We start from the raw sequence: 14,584 nt of genomic DNA on the forward strand, positions 1-14,584 counted from the left end.
TCTCCTAAGTGGTGACATCCGGATACGGCAGAGACAGATGCTGGAGAGCCTTGCCGTAAGCCTTCTGGTACTCCAGCGGTCCGTGATCACGCTCGAACATCGCGATGAACAACGTCAACGTAAGGAACGGATGCGCACCCAACTGGAACAGCGCGACATGATCCTGCGAGACCAAAGCCTCCCGTTCCTCGGACGTGAACGCGAGCCAGGTCGACTTCTCGCCGGACGTGCAGTTGAGAATCTGGTTCGCCATCTCCTCCTCCCACCACGTCACCGTCCCGGCGGCGTCTTCGCGGTACCGCTCGACCAAAGCAGGATCGCGGTCGATCGTGAAGAGGAACTTGTCCAGCAAGTACTTGCTCATGCCGGTACTCCGTTCGGATACCAGGTGAAGTACGCCTCCATCGTGTGGAACAGGTCGAACGAGTCGACGTGATCCGCCTTCGCCCCCGCACCGGCGACACCCATCATCAGCATGAAGTCCATGAACCCGTGCGTCGCGTTCCCGGGCAAGTGCAGGCTGTCCAAGGTCACCTCAGCCAGGCAGCCATCGAGGTCGCCACTCGCGATCCAGTCGATCGCCTTCCGGTCGAACTCCGGATCGGGGCCGTGGGCACCGAACTGCCGCGGCCCGCCGAGCTCGAGGGACAGGTGCCCGGTGCCGATGATCGCGACCCGCTGGTCGTCCGGCCAGGACTCGACCAGTTGCCGGATCGTCCGGCCAAGCTCGACGAACCGCTTCGGCTGCGGCAGCGGCGGCGCGAAGATGTTGGTGTAGATCGGCACGATCGGCAGGTCCGCCTCCGGCCGGAGCGTGATGATCGGGCAGGTGATGCTGTGGTCGATCCGCAGTTCGTTGCTGAAGGCAAGATCGAAGCCGGCGTCCAGCCCGTTCCGCAGGATGTGCGCGGCCAGCCGCTCCTCCCCCGGCAGCGTCATCCGCGGCAGCCCGAACTCGCGCTCCTCGTTGTACCAGTTCGCATCGAAGTACGGCGCTTTGCCGACCAGGAACTGGGGCATGTTGTCCAGCCAGAGCTGGTGGAAGTGGTCGCTGCCGACCATCACCAGGATGTCCGGCCGGGCCTTGGTGAGGGTCTCCCGGAACGCCTCGATCTTGGCCACCCACTCGTCGGCGAACGGCGGCCGGTCGGCTCCGGTCGACGTACTCGCGCGGTAGTAGAACGGGTGGTGCGTGGAGGCGATGACCGCGACGACTGTGGCCATGTGGTGCTCCTCTTAGGTCGGGTCGACGTACACCGCGTTGCGGTCGACAGTGAGGTAGGCGTCCATGCCGATCGGGCGGCGGCGCTCCTCGGCCAGTTGACCGAGGAGACCGGCAGCCCTGGCCAGCAAGGCGAAACCGCGTAACAGCTCGACCGGCAGCCCCAGGTCGGCGAGCGCCGCGCCACAGACTCCGGCACCGTTCAAGGGAAGCTTCCGGCCGAGGACCTGCTCGTGCACCCGCCCGATGGCCTGGAACAACTGCAGGTGCGGGCCGAGCAAGCCCTCTTCCTCAGCGATCCGGATCAGGACCGGCGTCCGCGGATCCTGCACCTTGTGCACCGGATGCCCGAGGCCGGGAACATACTTGCCCGCGGCCCGAGTCTCGGTGACCACGTCGAGCGCGAGTGCATCCCACCCGGCATCGTCAGTCGGTAGGTCAACGCCGTCCAGGGCCTCGTGCAGATACATCCCGCAGTCCTCGGTCACCCCGAGGAAGCGCGACCCGCCTCCGAGCAGCCCGGCCGCGAGCGCACCCTGCAGAGAGTCTGGCGCGGACAGATAGGTGAGTCGGGCCGCGATCGCGGTCGGTGTGAAACCGTGGTCGGCCAACGCGACCAGCACGGCCTCGAAGACCCGGGTTTCCGATGGTGTCGGCCGGCGTAGCGCCACCAGCCAGAAGGCCAGCTCACCGAAGCCGACCTTGCCCATCAGATCGGCCGTGAGGTCCTGGCCGAGCAGGCGAATCTCGTCGGCGGTCGACGTACCCAGTGACGTCGGGAAGGTCGTCATGCGGAGCGCTCCTCGGTCAGCCAGCGGCGGAGTTCTGCGCCATGTTCGTCCAGGGATGGTGGTGGCAGGCGGTACGACGGCTGTGTCTCGGAGAAGCTGATCGGGTTGCGCACGGTCGGGATGGAATCGATCGTCACCACCGGGTCCAGTCCGATGTCCTCGGCGAAGGCGACGCCACCGTCGATGGTGTTGATCGGCCCGCACGGGACCCCCGCGGCGATGATGTCGCGGAACCACTCCATCCGCGTCTTGGTCCGCAACCGCTCGACCAGCAGCGGCCGGAGCTCCTCCCGATTCGCCGTCCGCTTCTCGTTCTGGTCGAACCGCGGATCGTCGGCCAGCTCGGGTACGCCGAGAACCTCGGTCAGCCGCCTGAACTGCCCGTTGTTCCCGGCTGTGATGATCAGCTCGCCATCGGAGCACGGCAGCGGCTCATACGGGAACAGGCTCGGATGACTGTTGCCCATCCGCAGCGGTACGACGCCGCCCGCGACGTACGCGCTCGACTGGTTGACCAGCCCGGACAGCGCCGACGACAGCAGATTGACCTCGACATGCTGGCCGCGACCCGTCTCGTGCCTGGCGTTCAGCGCGGACAGTACGCCGATCGTCGCGTGCAGCCCGGCCATCACGTCGAACACCGAGATCCCGGCCCGGAACGGCTCACCCTCTGGATCGCCGGTGAGACTCATCAGCCCGGAGATGGCCTGCACGATCAAGTCGTAGCCGGGCAGCACGGCCCCTTTCGGCCCACTGCCGAACCCACTGATCGACGCGTAGACAACACGTGGATTGGATGCCGCCACCGAGTCGTAGTCCAGACCGAAGCGAGCCAGCCCACCGGGCTTGAAGTTCTCCAGCAGTACGTCGGCCCGCCGAGCCAGCTCCTGAGCCGCGACCAGATCCTTCGGGTCCTTCAGGTCGAGCGCGATCGACCGCTTGTTCCGGTTGATTGCGAGGTAGTACGTCGAGATGCCGTCGCGGACCGGCGGCTGCCAGGACCGGGTGTCGTCACCGCCGGGCGCCTCGACCTTGATCACCTCGGCTCCGAGGTCGGCCAGCAGCATGGTCGCGTACGGGCCGGCCAGGATCCGGGAGAAGTCAGCCACCAGCAGCCCGGCCAGCGGCCCTGTCGCATCAGGCACAGACGACCTCCTCCGGACACTTGTCCGCAACGACTCTGTCGCCTCAGTCTCAGAGCCCGAGGGCCGCCTGTCAAGCTGCCGTGACCGAGCCCTTGACACCGCTCGGACGCGCTCGGATAGTGGCGCTATCGCCGTGGTGACCGGCATACGGACGTATGTCCGGCCCGACTCTGGAGGGGATCATGACCACTGCCGAGACGCCGGTCGCGGGCCGGCCGGTGCTGCTGCGCGGCGGGACCGTGCTGACCATGGACGACAACCACACGGTGCTGACCGAGGGCGACGTCCTGGTCGTGGACGACCGGATCGCGGCGGTGGGCGCGACAGTCGACGTACCCGAGGGAACGCAGGAGATCGACGCCCGCGGCGGGATCGTGATGCCGGGGATGATCGACACGCACCGGCACATGTGGCAGACCGCGATGCGCGCGTACGGCGCCGACTGGACGCTGACGCAGTACTTCGTCTGGTACTACCTCGAACACGGCAAGACCTTCCGGCCCGAGGACATCCACGCCGGCAACCTCACCTCGGCCTGGGAGTCGCTCGAGGCCGGTGTCACCACCACGGTCGACTGGTCGCACGGGCTGCAGTCCGTCGACCACGCCGAGGCGGCGGTGGACGCGCTCCGAGCCGTCCCCGGCCGGTTCGTTCTTGCCTACGGCAACATTCAGGCCGGGCCGTGGGAGTGGAGCGCGGATCCGGCCGTCCGCGCCTTCCTGGACCGGATCCGGGACGACGACCAACTCGGTCTCCAGCTCGCCTTCGACGTCACCGGCGACCCGGCGTTCCCCGAGCGAGCCGCCTTCGAGGTGGCCCGCGACCTCGGTGTCGGGGTGACGACGCACGCCGGCGTGTGGGGTGCGACGAACGACGACGGCATCCGGCTGATGCACGAGAACGGCTTCATGACACCGCAGAACATCTACGTGCACGCGGCGACCCTGACCGAGGACTCGTATCAGCGGATCGCCGCGACCGGCGGCTCGGTCTCAGTCTCGACGGAGTCCGAGCAGAGCGCGGGCCAGGGCTACCCACCCACCTGGCAGGTTCGCAAGTACGGCATCCCGGTGTCGCTCTCGATGGACACCAGCGTGTGGTGGAGCGGCGACCTCTTCACCGCGATGCGTACGACGCTCGGCGCCGACCGGGCGCGCGAGCACCTCGAGGCCCACATGAAGGGTGACACGGTGACGCACAGCCACCTGCGCGCCGAGCACGTGGTCGACTGGGCCACTCGCGGTGGTGCCAAGGCGATCGGCCGCGATGACCTCGGCAGTCTCGAACCCGGGAAGAAGGCGGACGTCGTACTGATCAAGAACGACTCGTCGCCGGTGTCGTTCCCGCTGGTCAACCCGTACGGTCACGTGGCATTCCAGGCGCAGCGTGGCGACGTCCACACCGTGCTGGTCGACGGCCGGGTGGTGAAGTACGCGAACCAGCTCACTGGTGTCGATCTTCCCGCCGTACGACGTGCTGTCGAGGCGACCGTGGACTACCTTCGCGGGGCGCTGGGCGACGAGGCGTGGGCCGGCGGGATGAACCCGGATCTGCCCAAGGACGAGGTGTTCGACAACCCGTACCAGTACACCGAGTACAAGTCCGACTCGACCCGGGAGGCGCGCGGCACGATCTTCGGCGAGTGAATCGTTAGGCTTACCGGACGTCGTACGGCGGGAGGCAGGACAACTGATGGCAGGACGCGGCGCGGGCCCGGATTTCGTCGAGTCGCTGGCGCGCGGGCTGGACGTGCTCGCCTGTTTCGACGCCGATCACCGCACCATGTCGTTGTCCGAGGTGGCGACCGCGGCCGGGCTGGCCCGCCCGACCGCGCGCCGGCTGCTGCTGACATTGGAGGAGCTCGGCTTCGTCCGGTCAACCGACGGTTCCTTCCAGCTGACCCCGAAGGTGCTGACGCTCGGCATGGCGTACGTCGGCGCACTCGGGCTGTGGGACATCGCTCGGCCGCACCTCGAAGTGCTCGTGAGCCGGACCGGCGAGTCGTCCTCGATGGCGCAGCTCGACGGCTCCGACATCGTGTACGTCGCCCGGGTCTCGGTGCCGAAGATCATCGCCTTGCGGGTCGACATCGGCACGCGGTTCCCGGCTGCACAGACCTCACAGGGCAAGGTCTTGCTCGCTGCCCTCTCCCCCGACGATCTGGCCGAGACTCTCGCCCAGCCGAGTCGTGCCGGGCTCCCGCCGTACATCGGAAGGACCGCGGAGCAGCTCCGCGACGAGCTGACCGAGATCCGGGCCCGCGGCTGGGCGCTGGCCGATGAGGAACTGGCGCCCGGGGTGCGCTCGGTGGCGGCCCCGGTCCGCGACGGCACCGGAACGGTCCGCGCCGCCATGAACGTCACCGTCCACGCCGCCGAAACCACCACCGAGAAACTCCTCGGCGACTACCTCCCGCTCCTCCTCCGCACCGCTGGCGACGTCAGCGCCGAATGGGCCCTCTGGCAGTCCCGCCCTCACCACGAGCTGGCCCAACCCAAACACGAATCCTCAGCCTGACCGGAGCCACGAATCCTCAGCTTGACCGGAGTAAGGCCTCGAGCGTGTCGATGCCAACGGCAATGGCATCCTCGGCGATGTCGAAGGTCTCGCTGTGGTGCGGCCCAGGGCTCGAGGCGCCGATCATGATGTAGGCGCCCTGACCGCCGCACCCCTGGACATGCCTGATCAACAGGTTGGCGTCGTCACTGCCGGCCAGGGTCTGCGTCCGGATGACCTCCACCGCGGCCGGCTGAGCGGTGGCGGCCTCGACGATGCGATCGATCAGCTCATCGTCCGGCGAGAGCGTGGCGGACTGCCCCATCACCGCGACGTCCGCCTCGACGCCTTGCGCTGCCGCCGTACCGGCCACGATGGAACGGATCCGGTCGACCAACTCATCGACGACGAGGTCGTCCGTTGCGCGCGCTTCACAGGTCATCACCGCCGACGACGGGACGATGTTCACGCCGTCGCCGGCGACCAGCGTGCCGACATTGAGCCGGGTGTCGGCGGAGCTGAACCGGGGCACAGCCATGATCGCCAGGGCCGACATCGATGCCGCGAGCAACGCGTTGCGACCGGCCTCCGGCGCACCCGCCGCATGTGAGGCCCGGCCGTCGAAGTTCACCCTCAGCTTCCGGGTCGCCATACCGCCGGTGAAGCTGCCGACCACCGTTCCGAGCGGCAATCCGCCGGCCAGGTGGATCGCGAGCATCCGGTCGATGCCGTCGGCAACACCGGCGTCGATCATCGTCTGCGCGCCCCGAACGCCTTCCTCCGCGGGCTGGAACAGCACCCGCAACGAGCCCGCGAAGTCGTGGTCCGCGAGCCGGTGCAACAGGCCGACGCCCATGGTCGCGTTCGCGTCGTGACCGCAGGCATGCATCGCGCCGTTGGTCGCCGCGAAGCCGTTCGCGACCGGGAAGTGGGCCGGATCGACGGACTCGCGCATCGGCAAGGCGTCGATGTCCACGCGCAGTCCCCACGTCGGGCCGGGCCTGGAGCCTTCGAGATCGACGACCAGCGCAGTGCCGTTCTCCCGGAAGTACCGAGCGCGTTCAGGCACCACGCCCGCGGCGACCGCATCGGCTTCCCACCGGTCCAGGGTCTCCGGAGCCGGGTAGTCGACGACAGCCGAGAGGTCGTGCGCCTCCTTGCCGGTCAGGACCGCAACCGGCAGGCCCGCGATGGCCTTCGCGATCCGGGCCGCCGTACCGATCTCCGCGAACGCGGGCTCGGGATTGCGGTGCAGTTCCCGCCGAAACGCTCGGAGCTGCTCGAACTCCACACCAGACCTCTTTCCTCGGGCGTAGCGGCCGATCGACCGCGCGCTCAGGGTAGGGAGCGGTACGGCGATTCCCGGCCGGATCCGGGGAAGTCGGCACGAAACACCACGATCCGGGCCCGGTGCTGCACGAAGTCAGTCCTCGAACACCGGCTGGCTGCTGATCGGGACGTACCGCAGCCGCCGGCTGTCGAGGTCGAGGATGTACCCGGTCCGCTTCGCGATCCGCGGCACGATCCAGCGGTCCTTGATCAGCACCCGCGGGAACACGGCGCCGAGTTTGTTCTCGATCTCGTCCAGCTCCTGCAGGTTGTGCAGCCAGAGGAACACCGCCAGGTTCGCCTCGCCCGTCACCGACGCGCAGAAGCGCACCTGGCTCAGCTGCCGGAACGACGCGACGATACGTTCGAGATCCGGGTGCTGGACGTTCAGCCACAACACGGCACCCGCCGACCAGCCGAGCAACGTGTGCGCGAAGTCGACCCGCCAGCGCACCCAGCTCGCGGCCAGCAACGCGTCGATGTCCCGCGACACGACCGACAGCGACCGGCCCAGCTCGCGTTGCAGTTCCGCGGTGGTACGGCGCACGTCGGTGCCCAAGGCATCGATGATGTCGCGATAGGCGGCCTTGCGCTCCATCGGTGGATCGGACGGCCGCAGGTGATGCAGCGCCTTCACCTGGTCCTCGGCCAGCGCCTGCAGCCGCCAGCCCGAGCCCTCGAGGAAGATCGTGCGCAGATAGTGGGTCCGAGTGCCGACGATGCCCGGGGTCACCACGATGTGCTCGTCGATGTAGCGGTCCATCGACAGCAGGCTGTGCGTCGAGATCATGATGTACAGGTCGCGCGGCCCGGACGTGCAGTGCACGCTGAAGATCGGTCCCTGCCGGGCGAGCTCGGCGATCACGTCACCGCGCCGCCCAGGTGCGCAGCGGATCTCGACCAGCGCCGAGACGGTCGGTTCCTGCGACCGGGCGCCGGCGCCCTCGAAGCAACTGGTCCACACCTGCCGCTCCTTGGTCAGCGTCGACCAGCGGCGCGAGATGGTGGACGGATCCACCCGCAGGATCCGTCCCAGCTGTGCCCAGGAGACCCGGGGATGGATCTGCAGCGCGTTGATGATCTGCAGATCCAGCGTGTCGACCATGTCCAGCATCATGCGCCCCGATACCGCCGGGCTCCAGTGATCGTGCACAGCGCGGTCCGCTGAGCGGAAAAGCGGGTTCCGGACAGTCCGGTACGGCGCGAATTCGTGCAGTTCCCGTAACGCCCGGGAAACCGGCCCGATCGGGGTGTGCGGGACGAGATCGTGCAGCCGGGCGCCGGTTTGGCCGAATTCCTTGCACAGTCGGTCCCGGGACACCTCGGACCGATGCCGCCGGTTCTACGCTCCACGCCATTGTTCTCCTGGCCCTGTTGGAGGAGCCGTGTTACGTCAATCTGCTGTTCCCCTGGCGCTCGTCGCCGCGGTCGGCCTGGCGGTGGCCGGATGTGCTGGACCGGCGAGCTCCGCAGCGCGCGACTCGCTCAACATGTCGCTGAACACCGACCCGGCGACCTTCGACCCGGCCCTGGCCAAGGGTGGCGACGACTACACCGTGGCGCGGTTGCTGTTCGACACCGTCGTACGCAAGGACGAGGGCAACGCGCTGGCCGGCGGGATCGCCAAGGAATGGAAGGCGACCGATGCGTCGAACTACACGTTCACCATCCGCGACGGGCTGAAGTGCTCCGACGGCAGTGCGATCACGCCGTCGGTGGTGGCGGCGTCGCTGACCCGGTTCGCTGCGAAGGACACCGGGTCGTCCGGTCGGACGCTCGCGATGGGCTCCGCCAAGGCGACGTTCACACCGGACGACGCTGCCGGCACGGTCAAGGCCGCGCTGTCCAAGCCTTGGTCGGATTTCCTGACCGGGCTGACGCTCCCCCAAGCCGGGATCATCTGCCCGGCCGGTTTGGCCGACCTGAAGGGTTTGGCGGCCGGCACGGTCAAGGGCGCGTTCTCCGGTCCCTACACGCTGACGTCGTCGCAGGCCGCGGTCTCGTACCAGTTAACGTTGCGCGACGACTACTCCGCCTGGCCGGCGTTCGCCAAACCGCTCGACGGCAAGGCCGCCAAGCAGCTGAACCTGATGCCGATCACGGACATGGCCACGATCGCCACCCAGATGCTGTCCGGCAGCCTGGACGTCGGTGGGGTGAACGACGAGAACGTGGTCCGGTTCGCCGACAACAGCAAGTTCACCAGTACGACGGCCGCCAACACGACGACGTACCTGCTCTTCAACGAGCGGCCCGGCACGGTGTTCGCGGACCGGCCCGACCTCCGCAAGGCGGTCGCCCAGGCGATCGACGCGCAGGCGTTCAGCGACATCATCAGCGGCAAGCGGGGTACGACGATCGCCACGGTCGGGTCGGACAAGGTTGCCTGCGTCAACACCGACAAGCAGCTGCTGGTCGCCGAGAACACCGCGGCCGCCAAGGCGAAGCTGACCGGGGTCAAGTTCCGCATCGTCGGTACGACGTTGCTGCGCGGCGGGAACGAGTACATCGGCGAGGCGCTGCGCAAGGCGGGCGCGAACGTCACGGTCAGCTCGCTCGACAACGCGAACTGGGCCACGGTGACGGCAGCCGGCGGCAAGGACTGGGACATCAACGTCCAGGGTGACAACAACCAGCTGGGCACGCTGACGTCGTCCCTGCTGCGGGTGATGGGTCCGGCCACCGAGGATGGCGGCCGGAACAAGATGGGCCTGGTCAACGATGAGGGCTACGGCTACGTCCAGAAGGCGATGAGTGAGGTCGACAAGTCCGCGCAGTGTGCCGCCCTGCACGGCGCGCAGAAGTCGTTCCTCCAACGAGTCGACGCGATCCCGCTGGCCGTCCTGCCGACGACCGTCATCACGGCCGGCGGTGTGAGCATCCGTCAGTTCGACGACTACATCGACCCGGCCACCGTCCGGATCCCCGACTAGCCGGAAGGCCTGCCGTCATGGCGCACGCTCTTGCAGAAAGCCGAACAGCCTCACCTTGGCTGATGTTCGCCGTACGACGCCTGGGCGGGCTGGCCGCGATCTTCGTCGTCCTGCTGGTGGTGTCGTTCCTGATCGTCCAGCTCATCCCGGGCGATCCGGCCGCGGCGCTGGCCGGCACCAACGCCGACCTGGCCGACATCGAGCGGGTCCGGCAGCAGCTCGGTCTCGACCAGCCGCTGTGGCAACGGTTCAGCGACTACGCCGGCGGAGTCCTGTCGGGCGACCTGGGTACGTCGCTCATGTACCGGCAGCCGGTGCTGACGATCATCGAGAACCGGCTGCCGTTCACCGCGACCATCGCGCTGGCCGGGATCGCGATCGTGCTGCTGGTGGCGATCCCGCTGGGCATGCTCGTCGGGGTGCTGACCCAGGGCGGCCGGCGCAAGTGGCTGGACACCGGGTTCGGGGTCGTCACCGGCTTCCTCGACTCGGTGCCCGGCTACGTGATGGCGACGTTCCTGGTGGTGATGTTTGCCCTCGGCATCGGTGTGTTGCCGCTGTTCCCGCCGGCCTACACGCCGCGGTTCGGGTCGGCGTCGTTCGTGCTGCCGATCGCGGCGATCGTGATCGGGCCGATCTGCACGGTCTCGCGGGTGGTCCGGCGGGAGACGGCTGTTGTGCTCGGCAACGACTATCTGCGGACCGCGCGCGGTTGGCGGCTGCCGGCTCGGAAGCGGTACGTGAAGTGGGCGCTGCCGAACCTCCTGACCAGCACGCTCACGGTGAGCGGACTGGTGCTGACCGGCCTGATCGGCGGTGCGGTCGTGATCGAGTCGGTCTTCGCACTGCCCGGACTGGGCAGCGGCATCATCAAGGCCATCCTCGACCGCGACTACCCGGTCATCCAGGCGATGGTGATCGTGATCGGCATGATCGCGGCGCTGATCAATCTGCTGGTCGACATCCTGCTCGGCCTGATCGACGAACGAACCCTCGGAGGATCGCATGTCTCGGCGTAGGAACCCCGGGCTCGTTCTCGGCCTGAGCCTGCTGGGCGTGATCGTCGTCATCGCCGTACTCGCGCCGATCCTCTTCAAGGCTGGGGCTGACGAACTCGGGCCGCGGTTCGCTCCCCCGTCGGCCGATCACTGGCTCGGCACCGACGCCGCCGGTCACGACGTACTGCTCCGCAGCCTGGTGGCCACGCGCCTCACCCTGCTGATGACCGTGGCCGCGACTGCGATCGCTGTGGGCCTCGGTGTCCTCTTCGGTACCGGCGTCTGGTTGATGCCGCCACGCGTTCGGGAGCTCTGCCTGCGTGCGATCGACGCGATGGTCGCCTTCCCCGGTCTCCTGCTCGCCCTCGTCGTCGCCGCCGTACTCGGTGCGGGCGGCTCGTCGGCGGTGATCGCGATCGGGCTGGCCGGTATTCCGTACTTCGCTCGCCTGACCGGGAACCTCGCCGCGAAGGTGTCCCAGCAGGAGTTCGTCTCGACCGCCCGGCTGCTCGGGGTGAGCCCTATCCGGACCGCGTTCCGGCATCTGTTGCCCAACATGTCCGAACCGCTGCTGGTGCTATCCGCCTCGACGTTCGCCAGCACGCTGACAGCCATCTCTGCCCTTTCGTTCGTGGGTCTCGGTGTGCAGTCACCGTCGTACGACTGGGGAAAGCTCCTCAACGAGGCGTTGCCTTCGTTGCTCTCGGATCGGCCCTTCCAGTTGGTTGGCCCGGCGGTGCTCATCGTCGTGACCGGTCTCGCCGCGATCCTGATCGGCGACGGTCTCGCCGCGACGGCCAGTCGACGGACGACCACTCCCAGCCTGGGGAAGCGGACGAGTCAGGGGACGCCGCGGGACGGCTATCTGGTCGATGTGCAGGATCTGTCCATCGAGTGCGACGGCAAGCCCTTGGTCAAGGGCATCTCGTTCGGGATCAAACAGGGCGAGATCCTCGGAATCGTCGGCGAGAGCGGTTCGGGTAAGACACTGACCGCGATGTCGGTCGCGCAACTCCTGCCCGACGGCCTCGCCTCGAGCGCGACCCGGATGACGCTGGGCGATCTGGATCTGCTCGGGCCGGTCCCGCCGGGCCTGATGGCGCAGACGGTCGGTCTCGTCTACCAGGACCCGGGCTCGACGTTCAATCCCGCGCTCCGGATGGGCACGCAGCTCACCGAAGTACTGCGGACGCACCGACGACTCGGTCGGCACGAGGCACGGCGCCGGATCCTCGATGCACTCCGGACAGTTCGGCTGTCGAAACCGGAGCAGCGCCTGAAGCAACACCCGCACGAGCTGTCCGGCGGGATGCGGCAACGGGCGATGATCGCGGCCGCGCTGGCGACCGAACCGCGGCTCATCATCGCCGACGAACCGACCACCGCCCTCGACGTCACCGTCCAGGCCGAGATCCTGCGCGAACTGAAGCGGCTGAACAGCGAGTTCGGGACGTCGATCATGGTCATCTCCCACGACATCGGCGTGGTCCGCGCGCTCTGTCACCGGGTGATCGTGATGTACCAGGGCGAGCTGGTCGAGGAGATCGAGGGCGCCCGGCTCACGGTCGGATCTGTCCAGCACCCGTACACGAAGAGGCTCCTCGAGGCCACCCCCGAACTCACCGTGGAGAACGCACATGGCTGACGACGCACCGGCGATCGAGGTCCGCGACCTCGAGGTGACCTACGGGTGGGGCCGCAGTACGACGCGAGTCCTGCACGGCATCGGCATCGACGTTGCCAAGGGCAACACCGTGGCCGTCGTCGGCGAGTCCGGGTCGGGCAAGTCCACGCTGGCCAAGACACTGGTCGGTGCGGTCCGCCCGTCGGCCGGCAGTGTGACGATCGGTGGGCTGGACGTGACCGCGGCCCGCGGCGCACGTCGGACGGCGATGCGACGCAAAGTCCAGATGATCCCGCAGGATCCGTACTCCTCGCTCGACCCGCGGCGCACCATCGGCGAGGCGCTCGCGGAGGCGGTGGATCCGCGGCGGGCGAAGGTGGGCCGGCACCAGGACGAGATCGTGCAGTGGCTCGAGACCGTCCGGATGCCGGCCGAGACCCTGCACCGCTATCCGCACGAGCTCTCCGGTGGGCAGCGGCAGCGGGTCGCGATCGCGCGCGGACTGATCGTCCGGCCCGAGGTGGTGATCGCCGACGAGATCACGTCCGCACTCGACGTCTCGGTCCAGGCCGAGATCCTCAGGCTGATCGCGAGGCTGCGCGTCGAGCTCGGCCTGACGATGGTGTTCATCTCGCACAACCTGGCCGTCGTACGGCAGATCAGTGACGAGGTCGTGGTGCTGTACCGCGGCAACGTCGTGGAGCACGGCCCGGCCGATCAGGTGTACGCCGATCCGCAGCACGAGTACACGCGGACCCTGCTGAACGCGGTCCCCGGCGCGCCGGGATTCGACATCGAACCCCGACGGCGGGAGGTCGCATGAGATTCGTCAACGCCGACATCATCGACGGCACCGGAGCAGCGCCGATCCGCAACGGGGTCCTCGAGATCACCCCCGACGGCCGGATCGGTTTCGTCGGTACGGCGGCCGAGGCGCCACCGCTCGTGGTCGGCACCGAGGTGCGGGATCTGTGCGGCAAGACGCTGCTGCCAGGGTTCATCGACTGTCACGTGCACCTTGGATTCAGCCTGGCTGACGGGCCGTTCCACGTCGTACAGAGTGATCCTGCGCTCGTGGTGCTCGAGTCGGCGGCGCGGATCCGGGCGACGCTCGACGCCGGTGTCACGACCGCTCGGGATCTCGGCGGGCTCACGCTCGGGTTCCGGGAGGCGATCGAGCGGGGGCTGATTCCGGGACCGCGACTGCAGTTGGCTGTCCGGCCGATCAGCCACACGGCGGGTCACGGCGACATGCATCTGCACGGTGGACACGTCGTACACACGCTGCCCGGAATGATGGAACTGGCCGACACGGTCGACGAGGTCCGGAAGGCGACCCGGCGGGTGCTGCGGGACGGCGCCGACCTGGTGAAGATCTGTACGACTGGTGGGATGGGCAGCCGGCACGACCAGCCCGACGACGAGGGTCTGCGGCTCGACGAGGTTCGTGCGATTGTCGACGAACTGGACCGGCACGGCGGTAAACCGGTCGCGGCGCATGCCCAGGGACGGAAGGGCATCCTGACCGCGCTCCGGGGCGGTGTCACCAGTGTCGAGCACGGGTACGGCATCGACGACGAGGGTCTCGATCTGCTGGGCGAACGCGGGACGTTCCTGGTGCCGACGCTGTCGACCGTGTTCGCGATCGACCAGGCGACGATGCAGCCGTACCACTACGCCAAGAAGGTGAAGTGGTCGGAGATCACCAAGGAGAACATCGGCAACGCGATCGCCCGCGGGGCGCGGATCGCACTCGGGACGGACGCCGGCGTCTGCCCGCACGGCGAGAACCTGCGGGAACTCGACCACCTGGTGCAACTCGGCATGTCCCCGATGGCGGCGATCGTGGCGGGCACCCGCACCGGTGCCGAGCTGCTCGGGATCGCCGATCAGGTCGGCACGCTCCGGCCCGGCCTGATCGCCGACCTCGTCGCCACTGACGCCGATCCGCTGCTCGAGATCAAGGCTCTGGGCGACCCGGCCCGCATCCAACTCGTCGTCAGCGGCGGCGCTGTGGTGAAGGATCTGACCTAGCGTTTCGGTCAG

At 68.1% G+C, this 14,584-nt stretch carries 13 protein-coding genes; 7 read left to right on the top strand and 6 right to left on the bottom strand.

Annotated elements, in window-relative coordinates; translation table 11 throughout:
- Positions 1 to 4: 4 nt before the first annotated feature.
- The 4 genes from V9K99_RS40675 to V9K99_RS40690 are packed head-to-tail and all read right to left on the bottom strand — an operon-like array spanning position 5 to position 3,158.
- The gene (locus V9K99_RS40675; RefSeq protein ID WP_337324193.1) at positions 5 to 364 is read right to left on the bottom strand and encodes a hypothetical protein; all 360 of its coding nucleotides are present in this window, start codon (positions 362 to 364) and stop codon (positions 5 to 7) included.
- The gene (locus V9K99_RS40680) at positions 361 to 1,224 is read right to left on the bottom strand and encodes a hypothetical protein (RefSeq protein WP_337324194.1); all 864 of its coding nucleotides are present in this window, start codon (positions 1,222 to 1,224) and stop codon (positions 361 to 363) included. The genes V9K99_RS40675 and V9K99_RS40680 overlap by 4 nt, the downstream gene beginning before the upstream one ends.
- Before the next feature lie 12 nt (positions 1,225 to 1,236).
- The gene (locus V9K99_RS40685) at positions 1,237 to 2,013 is read right to left on the bottom strand and encodes a citryl-CoA lyase (RefSeq protein ID WP_337324195.1); all 777 of its coding nucleotides are present in this window, start codon (positions 2,011 to 2,013) and stop codon (positions 1,237 to 1,239) included.
- Positions 2,010 to 3,158 (bottom strand): CaiB/BaiF CoA transferase family protein, encoded by a 1,149-nt coding sequence (locus V9K99_RS40690; RefSeq protein ID WP_337324196.1) that lies wholly within the window; start codon positions 3,156 to 3,158, stop codon positions 2,010 to 2,012. The genes V9K99_RS40685 and V9K99_RS40690 overlap by 4 nt, the downstream gene beginning before the upstream one ends.
- Positions 3,159 to 3,340: 182 nt before the next feature.
- Between V9K99_RS40690 and V9K99_RS40695 the strand changes: the two genes are divergently transcribed.
- Both V9K99_RS40695 and V9K99_RS40700 read left to right on the top strand, forming a co-directional pair.
- A complete protein-coding gene (locus V9K99_RS40695; RefSeq protein ID WP_337324197.1) occupies positions 3,341 to 4,804 on the top strand; it encodes an amidohydrolase family protein in 1,464 nt (487 codons plus the stop codon).
- A 46-nt stretch (positions 4,805 to 4,850) separates the two neighbouring features.
- Positions 4,851 to 5,675: an IclR family transcriptional regulator domain-containing protein gene (locus tag V9K99_RS40700; protein ID WP_337324198.1), complete on the top strand. Its 825-nt coding sequence runs from the start codon at positions 4,851 to 4,853 to the stop codon at positions 5,673 to 5,675.
- A 16-nt stretch (positions 5,676 to 5,691) separates the two neighbouring features.
- Here V9K99_RS40700 and V9K99_RS40705 read toward each other — a convergent pair whose 3' ends face one another.
- Entirely contained in the window at positions 5,692 to 6,945 is a 1,254-nt protein-coding gene (locus V9K99_RS40705) for an amidohydrolase (protein WP_337324199.1), read from the bottom strand.
- Positions 6,946 to 7,077: 132 nt separating this feature from the next.
- Complete coding sequence (locus V9K99_RS40710) at positions 7,078 to 8,088, bottom strand: Lrp/AsnC family transcriptional regulator (protein WP_337324200.1); 1,011 nt, start codon at positions 8,086 to 8,088, stop codon at positions 7,078 to 7,080.
- Between the two features lie 280 nt (positions 8,089 to 8,368).
- On the opposite strand from V9K99_RS40710, the gene V9K99_RS40715 reads away from it, so the two are divergent.
- The 5 genes from V9K99_RS40715 to V9K99_RS40735 all read left to right on the top strand — a co-directional run bounded on the left by V9K99_RS40715 (position 8,369) and on the right by V9K99_RS40735 (position 14,572).
- Entirely contained in the window at positions 8,369 to 9,916 is a 1,548-nt protein-coding gene (locus V9K99_RS40715; RefSeq protein ID WP_337324201.1) for an ABC transporter substrate-binding protein, read from the top strand.
- A gap of 62 nt (positions 9,917 to 9,978) precedes the next feature.
- Entirely contained in the window at positions 9,979 to 10,935 is a 957-nt protein-coding gene (locus V9K99_RS40720; RefSeq protein ID WP_337324202.1) for an ABC transporter permease, read from the top strand.
- Positions 10,922 to 12,559: a dipeptide/oligopeptide/nickel ABC transporter permease/ATP-binding protein gene (locus tag V9K99_RS40725; protein WP_337324203.1), complete on the top strand. Its 1,638-nt coding sequence runs from the start codon at positions 10,922 to 10,924 to the stop codon at positions 12,557 to 12,559. The genes V9K99_RS40720 and V9K99_RS40725 overlap by 14 nt, the downstream gene beginning before the upstream one ends.
- Positions 12,552 to 13,361 (top strand): ABC transporter ATP-binding protein, encoded by an 810-nt coding sequence (locus V9K99_RS40730; protein WP_337324204.1) that lies wholly within the window; start codon positions 12,552 to 12,554, stop codon positions 13,359 to 13,361. The genes V9K99_RS40725 and V9K99_RS40730 overlap by 8 nt, the downstream gene beginning before the upstream one ends.
- Positions 13,358 to 14,572, top strand: a complete 1,215-nt coding sequence (locus V9K99_RS40735; protein ID WP_337324205.1) for a metal-dependent hydrolase family protein — start codon at positions 13,358 to 13,360, stop codon at positions 14,570 to 14,572. The genes V9K99_RS40730 and V9K99_RS40735 overlap by 4 nt, the downstream gene beginning before the upstream one ends.
- The last annotated feature ends 12 nt before the right edge of the window (positions 14,573 to 14,584 follow it).

The sequence above is a fragment of the Kribbella sp. CCNWLW201 genome, assembly GCF_037203805.1.
Lineage (GTDB): Bacteria > Actinomycetota > Actinomycetes > Propionibacteriales > Kribbellaceae > Kribbella.

Excerpts from the sequence above, each read along its gene's own strand:
- V9K99_RS40680 (WP_337324194.1), bottom strand. The coding sequence starts at position 1,224 with ATGGCCACAGTCGTCGCGGTCATCGCCTCCACGCACCACCCGTTCTAC.
- V9K99_RS40720 (WP_337324202.1), top strand. The coding sequence starts at position 9,979 with ATGTTCGCCGTACGACGCCTGGGCGGGCTGGCCGCGATCTTCGTCGTC.
- V9K99_RS40735 (WP_337324205.1), top strand. The coding sequence starts at position 13,358 with ATGAGATTCGTCAACGCCGACATCATCGACGGCACCGGAGCAGCGCCG.
- V9K99_RS40695 (WP_337324197.1), top strand. The coding sequence starts at position 3,341 with ATGACCACTGCCGAGACGCCGGTCGCGGGCCGGCCGGTGCTGCTGCGC.
- V9K99_RS40685 (WP_337324195.1), bottom strand. The coding sequence starts at position 2,013 with ATGACGACCTTCCCGACGTCACTGGGTACGTCGACCGCCGACGAGATT.
- V9K99_RS40700 (WP_337324198.1), top strand. The coding sequence starts at position 4,851 with ATGGCAGGACGCGGCGCGGGCCCGGATTTCGTCGAGTCGCTGGCGCGC.
- V9K99_RS40710 (WP_337324200.1), bottom strand. The coding sequence starts at position 8,088 with ATGGTCGACACGCTGGATCTGCAGATCATCAACGCGCTGCAGATCCAT.
- V9K99_RS40675 (WP_337324193.1), bottom strand. The coding sequence starts at position 364 with ATGAGCAAGTACTTGCTGGACAAGTTCCTCTTCACGATCGACCGCGAT.
- V9K99_RS40725 (WP_337324203.1), top strand. The coding sequence starts at position 10,922 with ATGTCTCGGCGTAGGAACCCCGGGCTCGTTCTCGGCCTGAGCCTGCTG.
- V9K99_RS40730 (WP_337324204.1), top strand. The coding sequence starts at position 12,552 with ATGGCTGACGACGCACCGGCGATCGAGGTCCGCGACCTCGAGGTGACC.